The organism is Phaeobacter sp. S60, from assembly GCF_000826845.1.
GTDB classification, from domain to species: domain Bacteria; phylum Pseudomonadota; class Alphaproteobacteria; order Rhodobacterales; family Rhodobacteraceae; genus Phaeobacter; species Phaeobacter piscinae.
The window spans coordinates 1-20,275 of the sequence record NZ_JSWJ01000003.1 but is presented as its reverse complement, the minus strand read 5'-3'; the positions used below and the strand labels follow the sequence as shown (position 1 = coordinate 20,275).

Genomic DNA, 20,275 nt, shown 5'->3' with positions numbered 1-20,275 from the left:
GGCGCCACATTTGTTCTGATACTGAACAGTTGCCGGAAACCTGAACAGGTTTTCGGCTTTTTGCCGTGCGGTTTCCCTTGCAACTCGGATGCCCCCGCCTACCCTGACAGCAAGGAGGCATCTATATGACACAGAGCGACATCTGGCGATTGAGCGCGACAGAACTGAGCCAACGCACCATTGCGGGCGACCTGACGGCGGAGGCGGCGGTCACGGCCTCGCTCACGCGCATGGCGGCTGTTAATCCCGATCTGAATGCAGTGGTGGAGGATCTGAGCAGCGACGCCCTTGATCGCGCGCAACAGCTGGATAAAGCACGCGCCGGCGGCGCACCCTGTGGCCCGCTGCATGGCGTCCCTGTCACGATCAAGATTAACGTCGATCAGGCGGGGCATGCGACCTCCAATGGGGTCAGCGCACTGAAGGATTTGATTGCACCGGATGATGCCCCGGTGGTGAAGAACTTGCAGGACGCAGGTGCAGTGGTGATTGGGCGCACCAACACGCCTGAGTTCTCCTTCCGCGCCGATACAGATAACCCGCTGCATGGCCGCACCCATAACCCCTGGGGGCGGCATATCTCTCCCGGTGGCTCCTCCGGTGGAGCGGGCGCCGCTGTGATGGCGGGAATTGGCGCTTTGGCCCATGGCAATGATATTGGCGGCAGCTTGCGCTTCCCCGCCGCCGCCAATGGTGCGGTGACGGTAAAACCCGGCCTTGGCCGGGTGCCAGCATGGAATCCCAGCCAATCGGCGGAACGTGGCATTCTGGCGCAGAGCATGTCCGTCCAGGGGCTGATCACCCGCAGCGCCTGCGATTTGCACCTGTCGATGCCCAGCCTGATTGCGCCAGATCCGCGCGACCCGTTCCATGTGCCCATGCCCTGGCGTGGCGACACACCGGACGGCCCGATCCGCGTCGCCTTCTCCAAGGAGACCTACGGCTATGATCTGCACCCAGAGGTCGACGCCGCATTGGAAGATGCCCGTGCAGCCCTGTTGGATGCCGGTTATCAGGTCGAAGAAGTCACCCTCCCGGATGTCTTCGACGCAGGCCGCACCGGCTATCGCGCCCTGATGGGGGAGGTCTATGCCCTGATGAAGGGCGACGTTGATGCAGCTGGCTCACAAACCGTGCGCGATATCTTTGAAGTCTATTTTCAGGAATTCCCCCCCTTCGCCGGGGTGGAGCTTCTGCAGATGATGGCCAAGCGCACACAATACGCGCGAGACTGGTCACTGTTCATGCAGCGCTACCCGCTTGTCCTGACCCCTTTCCTGCCACAACCCTTCTTCAGACCCGATCGCGATACCGAAGGGGCGGCGGGTGTGCATGAGGTGCTGGGGTGTGCAGTCTATTCCTATGCGATGAATTTTCTGGGCCTGCCCGCCGCCTCAGTGCCAAGCCGCCTTGCCGAGTTGCCATCCGGGCCACAGCCGATCAATGTGCAGATCGCAGCCCCCCGGTGGCGCGAGGATATGGCCGTGGATGCCTGTATCGCAATCGAGGATCGCATTGGCCGCATGTGCGACCCGCTGTGGCAACGGATGTCGGATACAAGCGGGTGACGCAGAGAAATCCGGGGCTCGGTATGCGCCGAACCCCGGATATTCCGATACCACCGGATACTCGTTCACGAAAATAATCACACGAAGGATGCGGGACCATCGCCCCGGCGTTTCCCGCCTTCGAGGACCCAAACGCGCGCAGATGGCAACCACCGCACAGTCCGGCTAACGCAAAGTTTAGGTGCTTAAATAAGGGGCCGATGGCCATCCCGGTAGATCGTGCGCCCCTCGTCGGGGACGCTATGCCCTTTGGCTGTCACCGCTGGCATCGGCCTTATGTAGAGTTCGATTATCGCACAAAATCGCCAGACTTGCGTTCACAAACGCGTGATACAACCTTAAGGTGCGATTCTTCCCGTTAGGTGAATTGTTCCGAGATCAACCGCTCTTCCAGTCCGTGGCCGGGATCAAACAGGATCTTGTGGCGGATCTTGGTCTGGGTTGCGATCTCCACCCAGCGAATATTGGCAAAGGAGACAGAGTCCGCATCAGCCATCACCGGTCGCTTCTCCGGCTCCAGCACGTCAAACCGCACGGTGGCATTGCTGGGCAGCAACGCGCCACGCCAGCGGCGCGGGCGGAACGCAGCAATGGCGGTCAGCGCCAGTACGTCGGATCCGATCGGCAGGATCGGACCATGGGCGGAATAGTTATAGGCGGTGGATCCCGCAGGCGTCGAGACCAGCGCCCCGTCACAGACCAGTTCCGCCATGCGCTGCCGCCCGTCGACAGAGATTTTCAGCTTCGCCGCCTGCGGCCCGGCCCGTAGCAAGGACACTTCGTTGATGGCAAGCGCCCGGTGGCTGCGCCCCTCACCATCCATGGCCACCATAGACAGCGGGTTGATGATTTCCTCTTCTGCAGCCTGCAACCGCGCCAGCAGCCCGCTGGCGCTATACTCGTTCATCAAAAAGCCGATGGTGCCCCGGTTCATGCCATAGACCGGCGCGGGCAGGTCAATCGTCTCATGCAGTGTGTCCAGCATGAAGCCATCACCGCCTAAGGCGACGATCACATCCGCGTCTTCCTTCGGCACAGTGCCGTATCGTCTTACCATTTCGGCTTGTGCTGACTGCGCCACCGGAGCCCGGCTGGCCAGAAAGGCGATTCTCATGGTCATCAAATCTGTTTCCGGTGTTACGCAATTCGTTCCGAAACAATCACAGCTTTCCCAAGATTGCCAGTCTTGCCGCTCTCAGCAAGGAATTCGTCGTATTCCGGGCTTTCAGGGCTGTGGTGTTTCCGATAGGAAATCTCACAAATGGAACGCCAACTCATGGAGCCAGCAGCATGACCGAGACCACTTCCCGCGACCCCGGTTTTTTCACCCAATCCCTCGCCGAGCGCGATCCGGAGCTGTTCGGCTCAGTCACGGATGAACTTGGTCGTCAGCGCGACGAGATCGAACTGATCGCGTCGGAAAACATCGTCTCCGCCGCCGTAATGGAGGCCCAGGGCACTGTCCTGACCAACAAATACGCCGAGGGCTACCCGGGTCGTCGCTACTACGGCGGCTGCCAATACGTTGATGTTGCAGAGAACCTTGCCATCGACCGCGCCAAGCAGCTGTTTGGGTGTGAATTCGCAAACGTGCAGCCCAACTCCGGCTCGCAGGCCAACCAGGGTGTGTTCCAGGCGTTGATCAAACCCGGCGACACCATCCTTGGTATGGATCTGGCCTCCGGCGGTCACCTCACTCACGGTGCGCGCCCCAACCAGTCCGGCAAATGGTTCAACGCGGTTCACTACGGTGTGCGCGAAGACGACTGCCTGATTGACTACGATCAGGTTGAGGCCCTCGCGGTTGAGCATCAGCCCAAGCTGATCATCGCCGGTGGCTCCGCCATCCCGCGCGTCATCGACTTTGCCCGCTTCCGCGAAATCGCTGATAAGGTTGGCGCCTATCTGCATGTCGACATGGCGCATTTCGCCGGTCTGGTCGCCGCAGGTGAGCACCCCTCCCCCTTCCCGCATGCCCATGTTGCCACCACCACCACGCATAAAACCCTGCGCGGCCCGCGCGGTGGCATGATCCTGACCAACGATGCCGATATCGCAAAGAAAGTGAACTCCGCGATCTTCCCCGGTATCCAGGGTGGCCCGCTGATGCATGTGATCGCCGCCAAGGCAGTGGCCTTTGGCGAGGCGCTGCGTCCTGAGTTCAAAGACTATCAGAAGCAGGTGCGTGCCAATGCCGTGGCCCTCGCGGATCAGCTGATCAAAGGCGGTCTGGATATCGTCACCGGCGGCACCGACACCCATGTCATGCTGGTCGACCTGCGCCCCAAAGGCGTGACCGGCAACATCGTGGACAAGGCTCTGGGCCGCGCCCATATCACCACCAACAAGAACGGCATCCCGTTCGACCCGGAAAAGCCGACTGTGACCTCGGGCATCCGCCTTGGCACCCCGGCGGGCACCACCCGTGGCTTTGGAGAGGCAGAATTCCGCGAGATCGCGGATCTGATCATCGAAGTTGTCGACGGTCTGGCCGCCAATGGCGAAGATGGCAATGCTGCGGTCGAGGCTTCGGTACGTGAGAAAGTGGCCGCCCTCTGCGCCCGTTTCCCGCTCTACCCGAACCACTAAGCCGTTCGAATGAAAAAAGAACCGCCGCGTACCCTTGGTGCGCGGCGGTTGTCTTTTGGGCTGTGACTGCCTACCGGATCAGAGCGGTTTGGTCTCAGCCAACGCCTCTTCCAGCATCTTCTCATTGCGCGCCTCTTCGATGCGGCGGATACGGTCCTCGCTTGAACGGATGTCAAAGCGGTATTTCACAACGTTGATCAGGCTCAGTGTCAGCAGCATGATGCCCATACCCCAGAAGCCTTTGGTTGCCAGCGGCACCTCGGTCGAAAGCCAGAGCGAAATCCCCAGCATCCCGTAAGCCACGGCCACACCGGCCACATTGAGGGTGATGATCAGGTTGTTGTCGTTGCGTGCGTTGGTCATGGGTCTCTCCCGGTTGATGGTCTTGATTTTTCAAATACTTAAGAAAGCTGCGCCAATTTCTGGGCGCTGGCGATGTGTCAGCTTTTCGGCGTCAGCCGCGCCAGAACATCCGCAGCCGTACTGCGTGTCGGGGCGCCGAACCCGGCATCCGCCAGATCGTCTGCCACCGTGCCATGGCTCAGCCCGGTTTCGATGTCCTTCAGGATTTCGCTATGCTCAAACAGATCCTCGGCAGACATCACGCGATTGATCAGCGCCTCCGCCTCCCCCAGCGTGTCGCCGGAGGTTTCGCCCCGCGCCATGCCACTATCCGCGCCTTGCGCCCTGCGGGTGGCCCGTGCTGCAACCGCGCCCTGTTTCAGATCCATCAGGCGGCGATGACAGGCCTCGACGGATTGGCGCAGCTGCAGGCTGCGCTGCTCCAGCATATCGACGGTGCGGCGACGCATGGCTTGCTCGTTTTCCAGCTCGGCAATGGCGGTGGCCGCAGCCTGCGCCAGATCCTGGCGATCCTCTGCAAGTGCCGCGCGGGCCCGCTCCATCAGATCGTTGATCCGCGTTGTGACCGCCTCCAGTTGACGGGTCTCCATACGGGATTTCTGGATCAAACCGGCCAGCGCCTGTTTGGCGCGGGTCAGATCGGCCTCGCCGGTGCGGATCTTCTGATCAATCAGCTCAATCGCATAGGTGTCGCTCAACCGCTCTTCAGCGCGGGCATCAATGCCCCGGATCAAGGTCTTAATCGTTGCAAACATGGTTTCCTCCATATCATGAACATCGTTCACAATACGGGTATAGAAACATTCTGAACGCCGTTCAAGTAATATTTTGAACGATGTTCAAAAATCACGTAAGCCGCGACAACACCTCGGAAATCATGCGCTCAATTTGGTCAACCGGCACGCCGGAGATCCGGTTTTCCAGTCCCAACAAAACGATTCCATGCACGGCCGAGAACAACGCCCGCACCATAAGCACCAAATCCTGGGGTGTTTTGTCGGGAAAAATCTCCGCAACCGGCGCCGCAATGTTTGAAAACAGATCCTCCAGCGCGGCGCGGTACCAGTCAGGGACCTCCGTCTCCTCCGCCTGCACATCGAACAAGGCGCGCCACAGCCGGGTATTTTCGGCGGCGAATCCCAGATACGCATTGCTCATCAGGATCAGCCGTTCGGTCGGCGCCGCAGCTTCCGCCCCGTTGAGAGACTGCCGCACAGCCTGCCCCAACGCCTGAAAGGTCTGCCCGTTCACCGCCATCACAATGGCATTCATATCGTCAAAGGCATTGTAAATGGCGCCCACCGCGCAGCCCGCGTCCGTCGCAAGATCACGCGCCCGCAGTGCCCCTGCCCCATCACGGCGAATGCGGATCTCAGCCGCTGTCACCAGTTTTTCACGCAACTCTTGCTTGCGGATTTCGGCCTTGTTTGCCATTTGCTCTGCCCTTCAGTCTTGAACCACGTTCAAGATACCGGGCCGCGCCCGCAAGGGAAAGGGGTGTCACGCCTTAGACAAACCCCCGCCAGCGCAGCACCACCACGAGCAATATCGCAACCACGATGAACGAGAAGGCCATTGTGGCGACGATATCCAGTAGCCGTCCGCGACGGCGGTCTGCCAGGTCGATGGACTTCAGGTGCTTGATCACCTCTCGCGCCGCGCGCTGCAACGGATCATGCTCAACCGTCAGCCGCAGCTTCGGGTGCGCCAGCAAATGCTGCGCCTCGGCAAGCCGCATCCCCTGACGGTAGATCCGGCGTGGCAACCGGCGTCGCGCGTGTTTCAGGGCGGAGGCAAGATCGCCGCCGGCCTGTTCGCGGTCTTTCAGCAGTTCCTGAACCTGTTCGATATCGCTGAGAAGTGTATCTGCCATGGATGGTCCGGGATCTGAAAAACTAACGGCACAGTAACGGCGCTTTGCGGTGCGCTCAATGCCCAGCCGGAGATATCAAACACAACAGCAATCCCCCGCGCAAAGGGGCTGGCGAGCGGACGATGCCGACGTTATCACGGGGATATGCTGAACACGATCCGCCATGGCGCCCCGACCGACAAACCCACTTTGATGATCGCGCATGGGCTTTATGGCTCTGCCCGCAACTGGGGCGCAATTGCCAAGCGGCTTTGCGATGAGCGTGAGGTCATCGCAATCGATATGCGCAACCATGGCAGCAGTCCCTGGACCGAGACCCACAGTTACCAAGATATGGCCGATGATCTGGCGGAAGTAATCGCAGCGCATGGCGGGCCTGTTGATATGATTGGCCATTCTATGGGGGGCAAGGCAGCGATGACGCTCGCCCTCAACCACCCCCAGGCGCTGCGCCGCCTGCTGGTCGCGGATATTGCACCGGTGGCCTATACGCACAGCCAGATCCAGTACATCCATGCAATGCGTCAGGTTGATCTTGCCAAGGTCGAACGCCGCTCCGACGCCGAGGCGCAGCTGGCCAACCTCGGCGTTGAGAAAGCCCTACAGAGTTTCTTCACGCAGTCCCTTGATCTGCCAAACAGGCGCTGGCGCCTGAACCTGGACACCCTGGAACGCGACATGCCTCACATCATGGGGTTTCCCGAAACCGAAGCGCAATGGGACGGCAGCACGCTGTTTCTGTCCGGCGCGGCATCAGATTATGTCCTGCCGGAACATCGCCCTTTGATCAAGGCGCGGTTCAGCCGGTCCCATTTCGCCAAACTTCCTGATTGCGGACATTGGCTCCACGCCGAAAATCCCCGCGCCTTTGTGGCGACGGCCCGCGGGTTCTTCGACGCGTGAACGGCCCCCAGCCCAGGACGCGGGGGTGATCAGCCCTGATACAGCCGTCGGGCCACCAGATAGGACACCGGCAGTCCGGCAACGGCGCCAACAGCGGCCGCCATCAGAATAGCCGGAACAGAGACATGCCCGGCCACCAGAACCGCGATCACAGCGGCCCCAGCAAGGCTGCTGCCGATCAGGGAATAGAGGATGGATGCTAGGCGGATCATGGCGGTCACTCCGGTCACGGGTTGGCAAGATTTGGTTATCTGTCACCATAAATCATGGTGTCGGAAGGCCGGTCTTTGATCCTGATCAGTTTCAGGGCAGCACAGCGCCGAAATGGCCCTTGGTCAGCTCCCCCTTGAAAACGTGGCGATCAAAATACCAACCGCCGCAGCTGCTGGTGCAGTGCGGCGGCCATGTGCTGAGGGCGTTTGGTACAGATTTTTCCCCATATCGTTCTTCTGTATGGGAGAGACGGCGCCTCAGATGGACCGCCTTTTGATGCCTCATTCAGCCGGTTGCACGGACACCATAGCCCTGCGCTCCAGTGCCGCCGCTTCCGAATGACACGATGTTCTGGGTGCCTGATCCGGTTTTGAAGATGGAAATCTGGCGGGTCAACTCATTGGCGTCATTGGAGAGCGTCTGGCTGGCCGCAGTTGCCTCTTCGACCATGGCTGCATTGTGCTGGGTCACCTGATCCAACTGGCTGACACCGGTGTTGATCTCCACAAGGGTCACCGATTGTTCCGCCGCACCGGTTGCAATCTGGCTGACATGGCCGGAAATCGTGCTGACGCTGCCAATGATCTTCTGCAGTTCCTCACCCGCGCGGCTTACCAGCTTCACACCGTTGCCGACATATTGCGAACTCTCGTTGATCAACTGCTTGATCTCACCCGCCGCGTCAGAGGATCGCTGCGCCAGCGCACGCACTTCGGAGGCAACAACCGCGAAACCGCGCCCCGCCTCGCCTGCCCGCGCGGCCTCAACACCTGCATTCAACGCCAGCAGATTGGTTTGAAAGGCGATATCATCGATCACCGAGATGATCTGCGAGATCTTGCCGGAGGATTCCTCGATCTGCGACATCGCCGTCACCGCGTTGCTCACAACTTCACCGCTTTCCTCCGCGGTTGCGCGCGCATTGCTGACGATGTCCTCAACCTCACGGGCGCCATCGGCGGCAGAACGCACTGTGGAGGTCAGCTCCTCAATTGCAGCGGCGGTTTCTTCCAGTGTGGCGGCCTGGGTTTCGGTACGATGCGACAGCTCACTAGAGGACTGGCTGATTTCAGATGCCGTACTGCCGACCGCATCGGCGACCGCCTTCACCGTTTCAACAGCGCCATTCAAGGTATCCTGCGCGTTGTTGAACGCCTCGCAGAGTACCCGCATATCCGGCAGGTCAGAGGGCTGTACCCGGTAGCTCAGATCCCCCTCACTCAGGGCTTCCAACCCTTTGGAGATTTCTTCAACACTGTTCTGTCGGGCGGTGATGTCGGTGGCCAGTTTGATCACCCGGATCGTATTGCCCTCGCCATCCAGAACCGGAGCATAAGTGGCTTGGATCCAGATCGTCTCCCCCGCTTTTGATACGCGCGGATATTGATCGGTGAAAAATTTCCCCGCCGCCAGATCCGCCCAGAACGATTTATAGGCGTCGCTGCGGGCATAATCGGGATCGACGAACATCGAGTGATGCTTACCTTGGATTTCCTCAAGCTGGTATCCGACCGCGCCCAGGAAATTCGCATTGGCCTCCAGAATCGTTCCGTCGGGTTCGAATTGGATCATGGCCTGAGTTCGATCGATCATATCCATGATCGATCGTTCCATTGTCGATTCAGCTTGCTGTTTCTTTGCATCACGTTTGAAAAACATCGTTACCCTCGGCCATACATTGAAAGTTGATCTAAAAATCAATATCGGAGGTTCCTTGCCCAAATGTTAACTTTGAAAAATGCGTCGCGTCAGGGGCCGGAGAGCAGCACCTCCCCTGTCTCACTCATAATTTCATTATTGCCTACAATAACTTAGTTACCCTTCAAAGTGTTCACTATAGATCACAAAGACACGCATTTACGCTAGCGTTCGTTAATACGTTCAACTCAAGATGGTACCCCTTCCGTTGGCAGCCACCTAAAAACCTGCTCAATTTTAGGTTAATCCGAGATACAACCGGCGAAACTCTCCAAACAGACCCCCCAGCAGGTTAGTGCCTGTGAGAAAATCCTCTCAAAGTGGAAAAGTTCGAGCATCATTAATATTGGTTGAACAGTTTTGCGACAGGAATGACTGTGTATCTTGAGTAGACGAAAATCACCGGTGTAGCTTTGATGAGAATTCGGCCTAAGGCGTGGATAAAGGCGCTGAACAATCGGACCTATCTGCCGACGCTGGTCGCCCTCGTGGTGATCGTTGCTGCGGGCATATCTGCCGAATCTCAGAATGACACCATTTATGACCAGAAACTGCGCGCCGATGTCCAATATGAGGCGGGGCTGATCCGCGCACGGATCGAGGGCAATCTATCGGCCGATATTCAGTTGGTTCGCGGTCTCAGGGCAGTTCTGTCGACAGAGCCAGATATGACCCAGCAGCGGTTTGCTCAACTGGCTTCTCATATCCTGGCGGCAGAAGATAGTTTGCGAAACATTGCGGCAGCGCCCGATCTTATCATCAAGCTGATGTATCCCATAGAAGGCAACGAGGCGGCGATCGGGTTGGATTACCGCAAGAACGACGCGCAACGCGCCGCAGCCCTACTGGCGCGAGACAGCGGTGACCTCGTTCTGGCAGGTCCGGTCGATCTGATGCAGGGCGGCCAGGGCATGATCGCCCGTTTTCCAATCTTCGTCGGGCCGCCAGAAAGCAAATCATTCTGGGGCATTCTTTCTTCCGTGATCGATATCGACGCCATCTATTCTCAGGGTGGGTTAACCCACCCTGATCTAATGATCGACGTAGCCCTCGTCGGCAACGATGGAAAAGGCGCGAACGGCGCGCAGTTCTACGGCAGTCCGGATATTCTGCGGGACGACCCGGTGCTGATGGACATTGTGCTGCCGGTGGGAACCTGGCAACTCGCCGCGCGCCCCAAAGGTGGCTGGCCCAACCGTGCCGACAACAAATGGCAACTGCGATTTACAATCTTTCTTGCCGGTACCTTCATTCTCTTTCCAACGGCCCTGGCCGGCCGATTGTCAGCAGCAAGGCGGACGGTGATTCAGACACTCAAACGGCGCGAACGTCAGCTGGAAGCGATGTCCCGCCGCTTGGAAATGGCTGTTGAAACCTCCAAGATCGGCATCTGGGAGATGAGGGACAGTTCTGACATTGCGATTTGGGATCGTAGAATGCGGGAACTGTATGGTGATCCAGTCGGTTCTAGCGAGGTACCGCTCTCTGTCTGGAAATCTCTGGTACATCCCAATGACCGCGATCGCGTCATCAACGGTTTTCAGGAGGCGCTGCACCACGTTCGCAACTACTCTATCGATTTTCGGATCAGACTGGAGAACGGCACCCATAAAAACATCCGCGCGATGGGCTGCTCGTTTCGCGATTCAAGGGGGCGCAACCGGATGATCGGCGTCGAATGGGATGTGACTCGCGACGTCGACCTCAACAATGAACTAAAGCGTACCAACCAGCAGTTGACTCACCGCAACGCCCAGCTGACCTATGCAAAACAGGCGGCCGAAAAGGCTGATCAGGCAAAGACCGAGTTTCTTGCCAATATGAGCCATGAGATCCGTACACCGATGAACGGCATCATCGGCATGTCCGATATCCTCGCTGAAAGCCCCCTCTCGGCGGAGCAAGAGCAATGCGTTGACACCATCCGGGACTCCTCTGTTGCTTTGCTGAAGATCATCAATGACATTCTGGATCTCTCCCGGCTGGAGGCAGGCAAGATGGAAATCAGCACCGTTGATTTCAATCTGCGCAAATGCGTCGATGGTGCCGTCGACGTTCTTCGCCCGAAGCTGCGTGAAAAAGGACTGAGCTTCACGCAAACATACGCTCATGAACTGCCCGAACAGGTTCATGGTGACGATGGACGCCTGCGCCAGATCCTCGTCAATCTGCTCAGCAACGCTGTGAAGTTCACTCAAGAGGGCAGCATCGCCCTTCATGTCGGTTGCGATGGCAATGACCACCACCATCTGTTCATTGATGTCGTGGACACCGGTATCGGCATCTCTGAAGATCAGGCCAAACATGTGTTTGAGCGGTTTTCACAGGCTGATGCTGCCACTACGCGCCATTATGGTGGTACTGGCTTGGGGCTGACCATTTCAAATATTCTGGCACAGCGCATGGGCGGCGGCATTAGCCTGCAATCAAACGAAGGAGAGGGCTCCCGCTTCCGGCTCGAAATTCGCCTGTCCGCCGCCCGCTCCACGCACGAGATACCGACGCAGATCAACCCGATACCCTCCCAGTTACTGCCCGGACCAGGTGTACTGCTACTTGCGGATGACAACCGAACCAATCGCCTGTTGATCCGAAAGCTTCTCGCCAACACTCCGCTCAAAGTGATCGAGGCTGAGAACGGGCGCGAAGCGGTAGATATGTGCCGTGACCATCAACCGGCCATCATCCTTATGGATATGTCCATGCCAGAAGTCGACGGACTCACGGCAACCCGCCAGATCCGGGCCAGCGACATGGCGCAGCCCGCGATCATCGCCCTGACAGCCAACGCCTTCGAAAGTGACCGCCGCGCCTGTCTCGACGCCGGCATGGATCGCTTTTTGCAAAAACCGATCCGTAAACCGCTTCTTCTGGAGACCATCGCCTCTGTTCAGGCCGAACGCGCGGCGCCGCCGGATCAGACAAAAGACGGCACCAATTCCTGATCCCCTTTAGGGGCCAGCCACCTGACACGTTCAGTCTCTTGTGGCCAGACCAGGATTTTCCAGACAATAAGTATAGAGGTCGCGGTACGCAGTAGCAGGATCTTCCATCAGCGCGTCAAACCGGCTGCGGTGCAATTCGATCGCCTGGTGTCGCAGAGCTAGCAACCGACCACCTGACGCGGCATCAAGTTCCTGCATCCGACCACGAATTGCATCGGTTCTTGCGGCCAGAAACAGATCTTCCTGACTATTGTGATTGCGCCGCGTCCAGTATTTTCGATCAATGGCGCGATTGGCCTGATGCGCGCTGCCACGGTACGACTTCAGAACAAAACTCGCCGCGTCCTTTGTGTTATAGTGATTAATCTGCGCCAACGCCCGCTGGCCAGGATCTTTGGCCCGAAAATTACGATGCTCGTAGGCGCTGAGCGGCAGGCCGGAGCCGTTACAGATGCGGATCTGATCGTCCGGGATTAGTTGCCCCTGTGGCCGGTGGACACCACATCGCGTATATGCACTTGGATCGAACATTGCCTTAAATGGCGTCAGGTGCGTTTTGACGCGCGCCTCATCCTCGGACATCGTGAAGGTTTCAACCACCAGATCCTGCGAGATCCGCGTCTTGCCTGAACCTCCAAAGTGCTTCCAGTTCAACATGATCTGATTGCACTCTGGCATCGCGTCAATGAGGTCCTGCACGGTTCCGCCATCCGCATGGACGACCAGAAACTCGTCAAGATCCAGCGCCAATACCCAGTGTGCATCTCGAAACGCCGCCTGCTTTGCGGCTCGCTTGTAGGCCTTCACCTGATGCCGCCCGCGCTCTGCACGGTTGTAAAAATAAGCAATCTCGCCCATGTCCCTCAGGGTTTTCAAGGTCTCATGGGTAAAGTCATCTGAATCGTTCTGATAGATGATGATGGTCTCAAAACCGATCATCTTGTGATAGGCGACCCACTCCAGAATGGTCGGCCCCTCGTTCTTGGCAGTTGCCACCAATGTGTAGCGCATTCACTGCTCCCGATACAACGCCTTCCAAAACTGGTGCGGACGGCGCGCACCCAATATTCATTCTATTTCAATGCCTTAAGATTGCAGGCGCGGAAATCATGCGGATTACCCATAAAGTTACGCCGATCTCATCTACAACAAGAGCCGCCATTGTGTTGATTCTCTAGATCAGCACGGCATTCGAAGCAAGAAGCAAGTTAACAGCAACTCCGGTCCTGCTCTTTTTGCTCTCCTAGCTCCATGACGCATCATCGGTCTAGCCAAGGCGTATGTCTTCAATCTGCCCCAGACGGCCACAGATCAGGCATCCCGCACGGGCCCAAAGAGGTGCGTAATCCACCCTGTAGGGCACCTCTATCGTACCGACATGACCGCAGACACACCACATATGCATAACGTTTGGCATCTGAACATCCTCATGCAAGATGAGAACACAATGCGAACATATTGCAAAGTTCAAGCGTTTGCCTATCGTGTTGTAGTTGAACCATTTGCTAAGAGGTAGATCAACCATGTGCGGGAGATTGGGCAGGCCAGATCTTACGTGGCGGCAGATGTACGAGCTGGAGCGCCGTTTTCTCGGACCACCTATACCCGTTCGCGATCCTAATGCTGTTGAGCTATCTGCGAGCTGGAATGTAAAGCCCACCCAACTGGTGGACATCGCCTATCTGAATGCCGACCAGCTGTTCAGCACGACAGCCCGCTGGTGGTTCGTGCCTAGCTGGCATCGGGGCGATGTAAAGGACTGGAAACGCACCACCTTCAACGCGAAGATTGAGACAGCGGCAAGCCTGCCGAGTTTTCGCAACGCGTGGAAGTCACAGCGCTGCATCATCCCGGCGGCCGGTTACTATGAATGGACTGGACCTAAGGGGAACAAACAACCCTGGTGGATCACCACCGATAGCAACGCCCCTGCTCTGTTCTTTGCCGGGCTCTATTCACGCCTAAACGATGATCTGCACACATGCACTATTCTGACGCGATCAGCATTGCCGCAGATCAGCGAGATACACGCACGTTCACCGGTGATCCTCGCCGATGATCAGATCCACCCGTGGCTGTCAGGAAACCTTGTGAGCGACGAAGAACAACACCTCGGAACCATTTGGAACGGGCGCATGAGAGCGCACAAGGTTGCCCCCTTTGGACGCGATGACGATGGTCCGGAGCTGATCGAGCCATTCGCAACGCTGTTCTAGCAGACGCCCGGTCTCAGCCCAATCACGACATTCAGGCAGGGCGCAGCGCAGGGGCCGCTGCGAGCGCGAAAGGTCTCCTGAAAGCGGACCTTCAAGCCTGTACAATTGATCCAGGCGATACTGCGATCAGTGTAGACGTCAGCGACGCGCAGATAGTGACCTTTGCAAAATGTGGGGTCCGGTCCAAACCTGCCATTGATGACTTGCTAGAATGTTGCAACGCTGCTTCCGGATAGCTGCCATTGGCGAATGAGAGCATCCACGGTTCCAAAACGAGCCGCAACGCCTCGCTCAAGCCTAGCATGTCGAATGAGGGGGTCTTGAAATCAGACAAACCTGACCCGATCTTGAATCATAGAATAGCGCTTCAAAATGACTTTGTAAGATTGCATTCAGAAGGAAACTACATTTGGAATTTGTTGTGCAAAATGCTTTTGATATCCTTTCGATCCTGATTTCCGCCGGCGCATTGCTCTATGCAGCACTTGCCTTCCGCACATCAAAGCAAGCCATCAAAGCAGCACGAGATTCGGATATCACGGCTTTGCAAGTAAAGGCTCAGGACAGCATCTTAGATGCGAAGCGTAGCATGCTGATACTTCAAGAAGCCTGCCTTCAAACCCGACAGGAATGGGATCGTCACAAGACCCAGCACTTTCCTGCTTTAGGCAGAAATCTGGCGCGCTCGATGTTTGCTGAACCAAAGGAAACGCAACACATCGGCACAATTGAGTGTACAGGCTTGAAAACGCTCGAAGAACTACTCGCATCAACACCCGAGCCTGATGCGTTGTCACCTTCAGAACTGCATCGATTCATTGCAAGAGCACATTCTGCGTCCACTCAAATCGAACGGCTTAAACTGGACCTTGAAGGGCCAAAACCGCTGCGACACTGATCCGGCCCATTGCTGCCATTTGGGTCTTAGAGATTTGCTGCGCAACGACATGCAGAAAGCCGACGTTCCCGAGAGGGTGGCAAACATTCTGATCATTCGGAACCCGTTCTGACAATCTTCCAAAGTTTGCGGCACTTTCAAACGCTGAAAACACCCTTCCTTCAGGTCTCGTCCAGTGCGGGTCAATCTGCCTTGGCCACAGCACTATCTGACAGCACATTAAGGAGTGGGCATTCCGGTGCATCCGAACCGCTGCACTTCGCAATCGTTTCTGCCAGGATTACCTCGATGTTTTGCAGATCCTTTATCTTCGCCCGCACGACATTTAGGTGGTCTCGCCCACGTTTCTCGACTTCGCCGCAGGTATGGCTGCCGCGATCGACCATGCTGAGCAGCCCTCGGATTTCTTCCATGGTAAAACCCAGTTCTCGCGCTCGCATGATAAAGCTCAGCCGCTCAACATGCGCAGTTCCGTAACGGCGGTGCCCGGCGGGACTGCGCGGTGGGTCCGGCATCAGACCGACCCCCTCATAATAGCGGATGGTCTCAAGGTTGCAGCCGGTCAACTTCGCAAGATCGGAACGCTTTAGGGCACTCGCAACTCCGTGATCGCTCGACATGAAGTTTCTCCTTGATCCTGTAGTTGCTACAGACCCTATCTTGCCTGTCATGACGAAGGCAACCATGAGCACCGCGATGACAGATCACACTCCTGCTACCCCGACCGAGCATGAGGATCGTTCCGGCTGGCTGGCCACCGGCGCCGGTGTGTTCGGAGCATTGGCCATGTCATCTTGCTGCATTCTGCCGTTGGTATTGGTCAGCTTCGGCGTTACCGGTGTCTTCATCGGTCAACTTACTGCGCTTTATGCCTATAAATGGGTGACCTTCAGCCTCGCAACGCTCGCGCTCGCCTATGGGTTTTGGAAAGCCTATCGTCCGGTGCCGAAGGATGCTTGCACAGACGGCACCTGCGCGCGTCCGGTCGACCGCGGGCTGATGCGTGGCGTGCTCTGGGGCGCTTTGATTATCGTGCTTCTTGCGCTTGTCTTTCCAATATTCTCGCCCTTCCTTTTGACATTCTGACCATGAGGTCTCCTATGAAGCTGCTCATCTCTACCGCTGCGCTTATCCTCTCTGCCAGCGCAACATTTGCCGCAGAAGCGACTACGCGCATTGCTGTTGAGGGGCTCACTTGCCCCTCTTGCAGCTATATCGTCGCCACTGCCATGAAGCGCTTGGACAGCGTCGAAGTGCATGAGTTTATCGCAGGCGAGGCAGAAAATGGCCTCTATGTTCTGCGCTACGATGATGCGCTGACAGACCCGCAGGCCATTGTCGCCGCTGTGACGGCCGTCGGCTATCGCGCTGCCTTGGAAGCAGAGAGCGGATCGTGAGCGGCGTGGAGGGTTCCGACACCCAGAGTGGCCTGCTCAAGTTCGGGCTCATTGGCACGGTCATCGTCGCCCTTTGCTGTTTCACGCCAGTGCTGGTGATACTGTTCGGCGCTGTTGGGTTGTCGGCGCTGCTGGGCTGGCTCGATTACGTGCTGTTGCCCGCGCTCGCCATCTTTATCGGCATCACAATTTACGCGCTTTGGAAGCGCCGCGATTCAGAGAGATCATCATGAAAGACACTAAATCTCCCCAGAGGAAATTCTATGATCTTGCCGTGATCGGCGCCGGTTCCGCAGGCTTTTCTGCCGCCATCACTGCGGCGGAGACTGGCGCGCGGGTAGCGCTTATCGGCGCGGGCACCATTGGCGGCACCTGTGTCAACGTGGGCTGCGTGCCGTCCAAGGCGTTGATCCGCGCGGTTGAGAGCCTGCATCATGGGGGTGCTGCGGCTCGGTTTGATGGCATAGAGGCCGAGGCCCGCGTGACCGACTGGGCGGCGACTGTCGCGCAAAAGCAAGCGCTGGTGGAAGAATTGCGTGCGGCGAAATATACAGATGTTCTGCCCCGGCATGAGAATGTCGACTACGTCGAAGGCCGCGCGACATTCGATGATGATGGCAAGTTGACGGTCGATGGCAGCCTCTTCCCGGCAACAAAGGTCATCATTGCCACCGGCTCCCGCCCCCATGTGCCTGCAATCCCGGGGATTGAGGATGTCGACACGCTCGACAGCACAACCGCACTGGAATTGACTGCTCTGCCTGCTTCCATGATCGTCCTCGGAGCAGGCTATATCGGCGTAGAACTGGCGCAGCTTTTTGCCCGGGCTGGCGTTGCCGTGACGCTGGTCAGCCGCCGAGGTGTCTTGCCCGAGGCAGAACCGGAGGTGTCAGAGGCGCTGGCAGGTTACTTGGGTGATGAGGGCATCCGTGTGGCGCGCGCTGATGGCTATGACCGCGTTTCGAACGGTGACAACCATATCACGCTGCATCTCTCGGATGGCCAAGCACTGAGATCGGAACGGCTCGTGCTCGCAACCGGCCGTGTGCCAAACAGTGACGGGCTGAACCTCGAGGCTGCTGGAGTTGCGGTCGATGCGCGGGGCGGCATTCAAACCGATCCTCAGATGCGCACCAGCAATCAAAACATCTGGGCGGCGGGCGATGTCACGGGCCGTGACCAGTTTGTCTATATGGCCGCCTATGGCGCCAAGATCACGGCGCGCAATGCGGTGGCGGGTGAGAGCCGCAGCTATGACAATGCCACCATGCCTTGGGTCGTGTTTTCCGATCCGCAGGTGGCAGGCGTCGGGCTCAGCGAAGCGCAGGCCCATGCCGCGGGCCATGAAGTGCTGACCTCCGTTCTGCCGCTGGATGCCGTGCCACGGGCCTTAGCAGCCCGCGATACGCGTGGCCTCATCAAGCTGGTGGCCGAAGCCGGAAGCAAACGGTTGCTCGGGGCACAGATTTTGGCGCCGGAGGGGGCCGACAGCATCCAGACAGCAGCGATGGCCCTAAATGCCGGGCTGACCTACGAAGAGCTTGGCGACACGATCATGCCCTATCTGACCACAGTCGAAGGACTGAAACTGGCGGCACAGACTTTCGAGAAGGACGTGGCCGCCCTGTCTTGTTGCGCGGGGTAATGACATGGCAGATCCCTCCACCCACGATTGGCTAAACACCCGGCTTGGCAGCCTGCTCGCATGGGGCCTTCCCATCGGCGCGATGCTTCTTGCAATCCCGCTTGCCGATGGCCCCAAAACCGCAATCTGGGTCGCAGCACTTGCTTGGATGGGCATCGCCTGCCTGCGCAATGCCCGACGCTGTGGCCGGGTGCATTGCCGCTACACCGGGCCGTTCCTGCTGGCCATGACGCTGCCGGTGTTGGCTTATGGTGTAGGCGCGCTGCCACTGGGCAGCGACGGTTGGCGCTGGCTTGGGCTCACGATCGGCGTCGGCGCGACCGGGATCTGGTGGCTCAGCGAACGAATACTCGGCCGATATCGTTGAACTTGAAACAAGCGCCTCCCGACCTCTCGACTACAAGGACACTTCATGACCGAAACACTTGATCTGATCGTCATCGGCGCCGGCATGGCCGGGATTAACGCGGCGAAAAAGGCAGCCGGGGCTGGATGGTCCGTCGTCATTGTGGACGAACTGCCCTACGGCGGCACCTGTGCGCTGCGGGGCTGTGATCCAAAGAAGATGCTGCGGGCCGGGGCTGAGGCGATCGACGCAGCTCGCTTACTCGAGGGTAAGGGCGTTGCAGGTGAAATGCGGATCGACTGGCCAGCGCTTATGAAACACAAGGGCAGCTTCACCGATCCGGTGCCGGAAAACATGGAAGACGGGCTGAGGAAGGCCGGAGTGAAAACGCTGCATGGGTCGGCGCGTTTTACCGCAGAAGATCGGATTGAGCTCGAAGGCCATGGGGAGTTCACCTTCAAGCATGCCTTGATCGCAACAGGTGCCAAACCGCGACCTCTGGACTTTCCCGGTGCCGATCGGCTCATCGACAGCACCGAATTTCTGAACCTGCCGAACCTGCCCGAACGCATCGTATTTGTGGGTGGCGGCTACATTTCTTTCGAGTTTGCCCACATCGCCGCCCGAGCAGGTGCCAAGGTCACCATCCTTGATCATGGCAAGGAGCAGCTGAAGATGTTCGACCCCGATCTTGTCGATATGCTGCTTGAGCGGAGCCGTGCTGTCGGTATTGAGATCATCGCCAATGCCGCGCCCAACCGAATTGAAACTGCGGGTGACGTGGAGCGCGTCACCTATAGCGTCGATGGCAAATCACATGTCAAAGAGGCTGACCTTGTTGTCCATGGTGCGGGGCGCGTGCCTGCCGTCGAATGCTTAGATTTAAGCGCTGCGGGCATTGAGACTGAGCATGGCGGCGTCAAAGTCGAGGCATGGCTACAATCCACATCCAACCCTCGCGTATATGCCGCTGGTGATGCCGCGGCCTCCCCGGGGAAACCTTTGACCCCGGTGGCTGTTTTCGAAGGCAAGATTGCCGTGTCCAACATGTTGAAGAACAAACAAACCGCACCTGACTACACGGGCGTGCCCAGTGTGGCGTTTACCATTCCGGAACTCGCCCGTGTCGGTATGTTGGAGGAAGAAGCACGTGAGACTGGCGATGTAGGGGTATCATTTACAGATACATCCGATTGGTTCTCCCAGAAACGATTGGGAGAGACCCATGCAGGTGCCAAAATCATCTCGGACGAGAATGGTAAAATCTTAGGCGCGCATATGTTTGGTCCCGAATACGCAGAACTTATCAACATCTTTTCGCTGGCAATCAAACTTGGGCTTACGGTTGACCAGGTAAAAACGATGCCGGCAGCCTACCCCACGGGGGCGTCGGATATCGGTTCCATGTTCTAAGAACGCGCGAGTCCAGGGAACCAAACTGGGCGTATTTGAACATCGGCTGGGCTGATTTCCGGTTCGCGATGCGAGGCCATAATTGGGGAGTTCAACTGCGTCTGGCGAGCGTCTGCTTTTGGTGCCGCCGTCAGCTTTCTTGGGACCGCAGCGAAGGTCGGCTCTCCGCCCATACGTAGAATTCCAATGTCCGCTTCGGGCTGACTTG

General features: G+C 57.9%; 21 protein-coding genes. 12 read left to right on the top strand and 9 right to left on the bottom strand.

Going from position 1 to position 20,275, the window contains the following annotated elements; all coding sequences use genetic code 11:
• The first annotated feature begins 125 nt into the window (after window positions 1-125).
• On the top strand, window positions 126-1,568 hold the full coding sequence (locus tag OO25_RS01650; RefSeq protein ID WP_040178176.1) for an amidase family protein: 1,443 nt from the start codon (window positions 126-128) through the stop codon (window positions 1,566-1,568).
• 358 nt (window positions 1,569-1,926) lie between these two features.
• Here OO25_RS01650 and OO25_RS01645 read toward each other — a convergent pair whose 3' ends face one another.
• Entirely contained in the window at window positions 1,927-2,688 is a 762-nt protein-coding gene (locus OO25_RS01645) for an NAD kinase (protein WP_082035072.1), read from the bottom strand.
• Between the two features lie 170 nt (window positions 2,689-2,858).
• Here OO25_RS01645 and glyA point away from each other — a divergent pair, with 170 nt between their 5' ends.
• Complete coding sequence (gene glyA, locus OO25_RS01640; protein WP_040178175.1) at window positions 2,859-4,157, top strand: serine hydroxymethyltransferase; 1,299 nt, start codon at window positions 2,859-2,861, stop codon at window positions 4,155-4,157.
• A gap of 78 nt (window positions 4,158-4,235) precedes the next feature.
• On the opposite strand, the gene OO25_RS01635 is transcribed toward glyA, so the two are convergent.
• The 4 genes from OO25_RS01635 to OO25_RS01620 all read right to left on the bottom strand — a co-directional run bounded on the left by OO25_RS01635 (window position 4,236) and on the right by OO25_RS01620 (window position 6,393).
• Window positions 4,236-4,520: a hypothetical protein gene (locus tag OO25_RS01635; protein ID WP_014874314.1), complete on the bottom strand. Its 285-nt coding sequence runs from the start codon at window positions 4,518-4,520 to the stop codon at window positions 4,236-4,238.
• 77 nt (window positions 4,521-4,597) lie between these two features.
• Complete coding sequence (locus tag OO25_RS01630; protein ID WP_040178704.1) at window positions 4,598-5,275, bottom strand: PspA/IM30 family protein; 678 nt, start codon at window positions 5,273-5,275, stop codon at window positions 4,598-4,600.
• 91 nt (window positions 5,276-5,366) lie between these two features.
• Window positions 5,367-5,954 carry a TetR/AcrR family transcriptional regulator gene (locus OO25_RS01625; protein ID WP_040178174.1) on the bottom strand — a complete coding sequence of 196 codons (588 nt, stop codon included), beginning with the start codon at window positions 5,952-5,954 and terminating at the stop codon, window positions 5,367-5,369.
• A gap of 73 nt (window positions 5,955-6,027) precedes the next feature.
• Window positions 6,028-6,393, bottom strand: coding sequence for a hypothetical protein (locus tag OO25_RS01620; RefSeq protein WP_040178173.1), 366 nt, complete (start codon window positions 6,391-6,393; stop codon window positions 6,028-6,030).
• 144 nt (window positions 6,394-6,537) lie between these two features.
• On the opposite strand from OO25_RS01620, the gene OO25_RS01615 reads away from it, so the two are divergent.
• Entirely contained in the window at window positions 6,538-7,296 is a 759-nt protein-coding gene (locus OO25_RS01615; RefSeq protein WP_040178172.1) for an alpha/beta fold hydrolase, read from the top strand.
• Window positions 7,297-7,325: 29 nt separating this feature from the next.
• On the opposite strand, the gene OO25_RS01610 is transcribed toward OO25_RS01615, so the two are convergent.
• Window positions 7,326-7,508: a hypothetical protein gene (locus tag OO25_RS01610; protein ID WP_014874309.1), complete on the bottom strand. Its 183-nt coding sequence runs from the start codon at window positions 7,506-7,508 to the stop codon at window positions 7,326-7,328.
• 286 nt (window positions 7,509-7,794) lie between these two features.
• Window positions 7,795-9,168: a PAS domain-containing methyl-accepting chemotaxis protein gene (locus OO25_RS01600; RefSeq protein WP_040178170.1), complete on the bottom strand. Its 1,374-nt coding sequence runs from the start codon at window positions 9,166-9,168 to the stop codon at window positions 7,795-7,797.
• A gap of 455 nt (window positions 9,169-9,623) precedes the next feature.
• Between OO25_RS01600 and OO25_RS01595 the strand changes: the two genes are divergently transcribed.
• Window positions 9,624-12,152: an ATP-binding protein gene (locus OO25_RS01595; protein ID WP_040178169.1), complete on the top strand. Its 2,529-nt coding sequence runs from the start codon at window positions 9,624-9,626 to the stop codon at window positions 12,150-12,152.
• A gap of 30 nt (window positions 12,153-12,182) precedes the next feature.
• On the opposite strand, the gene OO25_RS01590 is transcribed toward OO25_RS01595, so the two are convergent.
• Window positions 12,183-13,163, bottom strand: coding sequence for a glycosyltransferase family 2 protein (locus OO25_RS01590; protein ID WP_040178168.1), 981 nt, complete (start codon window positions 13,161-13,163; stop codon window positions 12,183-12,185).
• A 554-nt stretch (window positions 13,164-13,717) separates the two neighbouring features.
• Between OO25_RS01590 and OO25_RS01585 the strand changes: the two genes are divergently transcribed.
• Together OO25_RS01585 and OO25_RS01580 are read left to right on the top strand one after the other, a co-directional pair.
• Window positions 13,718-14,368 carry an SOS response-associated peptidase gene (locus tag OO25_RS01585; protein ID WP_242406963.1) on the top strand — a complete coding sequence of 217 codons (651 nt, stop codon included), beginning with the start codon at window positions 13,718-13,720 and terminating at the stop codon, window positions 14,366-14,368.
• Window positions 14,369-14,777: 409 nt separating this feature from the next.
• Window positions 14,778-15,266, top strand: coding sequence for a hypothetical protein (locus OO25_RS01580; RefSeq protein WP_040178165.1), 489 nt, complete (start codon window positions 14,778-14,780; stop codon window positions 15,264-15,266).
• 182 nt (window positions 15,267-15,448) lie between these two features.
• On the opposite strand, the gene OO25_RS01575 is transcribed toward OO25_RS01580, so the two are convergent.
• Window positions 15,449-15,886, bottom strand: coding sequence for a helix-turn-helix domain-containing protein (locus tag OO25_RS01575; RefSeq protein WP_040178163.1), 438 nt, complete (start codon window positions 15,884-15,886; stop codon window positions 15,449-15,451).
• A 76-nt stretch (window positions 15,887-15,962) separates the two neighbouring features.
• Between OO25_RS01575 and OO25_RS01570 the strand changes: the two genes are divergently transcribed.
• From OO25_RS01570 to OO25_RS01545, 6 genes are read left to right on the top strand one after another with little or no spacing between them, the layout of a single operon-like run.
• On the top strand, window positions 15,963-16,352 hold the full coding sequence (locus OO25_RS01570) for a mercuric transporter MerT family protein (protein ID WP_040178703.1): 390 nt from the start codon (window positions 15,963-15,965) through the stop codon (window positions 16,350-16,352).
• 14 nt (window positions 16,353-16,366) lie between these two features.
• Window positions 16,367-16,663, top strand: a complete 297-nt coding sequence (locus tag OO25_RS01565) for a heavy-metal-associated domain-containing protein (protein WP_040178162.1) — start codon at window positions 16,367-16,369, stop codon at window positions 16,661-16,663.
• Complete coding sequence (merF, locus tag OO25_RS01560; protein WP_242406962.1) at window positions 16,660-16,896, top strand: mercury resistance system transport protein MerF; 237 nt, start codon at window positions 16,660-16,662, stop codon at window positions 16,894-16,896. The genes OO25_RS01565 and merF overlap by 4 nt, the downstream gene beginning before the upstream one ends.
• Complete coding sequence (gene merA, locus OO25_RS01555) at window positions 16,893-18,308, top strand: mercury(II) reductase (protein ID WP_040178161.1); 1,416 nt, start codon at window positions 16,893-16,895, stop codon at window positions 18,306-18,308. Before merF ends, merA begins: the two co-directional genes overlap by 4 nt.
• A gap of 4 nt (window positions 18,309-18,312) precedes the next feature.
• On the top strand, window positions 18,313-18,675 hold the full coding sequence (locus OO25_RS01550) for a hypothetical protein (RefSeq protein WP_040178160.1): 363 nt from the start codon (window positions 18,313-18,315) through the stop codon (window positions 18,673-18,675).
• A 45-nt stretch (window positions 18,676-18,720) separates the two neighbouring features.
• Window positions 18,721-20,067 carry an NAD(P)/FAD-dependent oxidoreductase gene (locus OO25_RS01545; RefSeq protein ID WP_040178159.1) on the top strand — a complete coding sequence of 449 codons (1,347 nt, stop codon included), beginning with the start codon at window positions 18,721-18,723 and terminating at the stop codon, window positions 20,065-20,067.
• Window positions 20,068-20,275 lie beyond the last annotated feature (208 nt).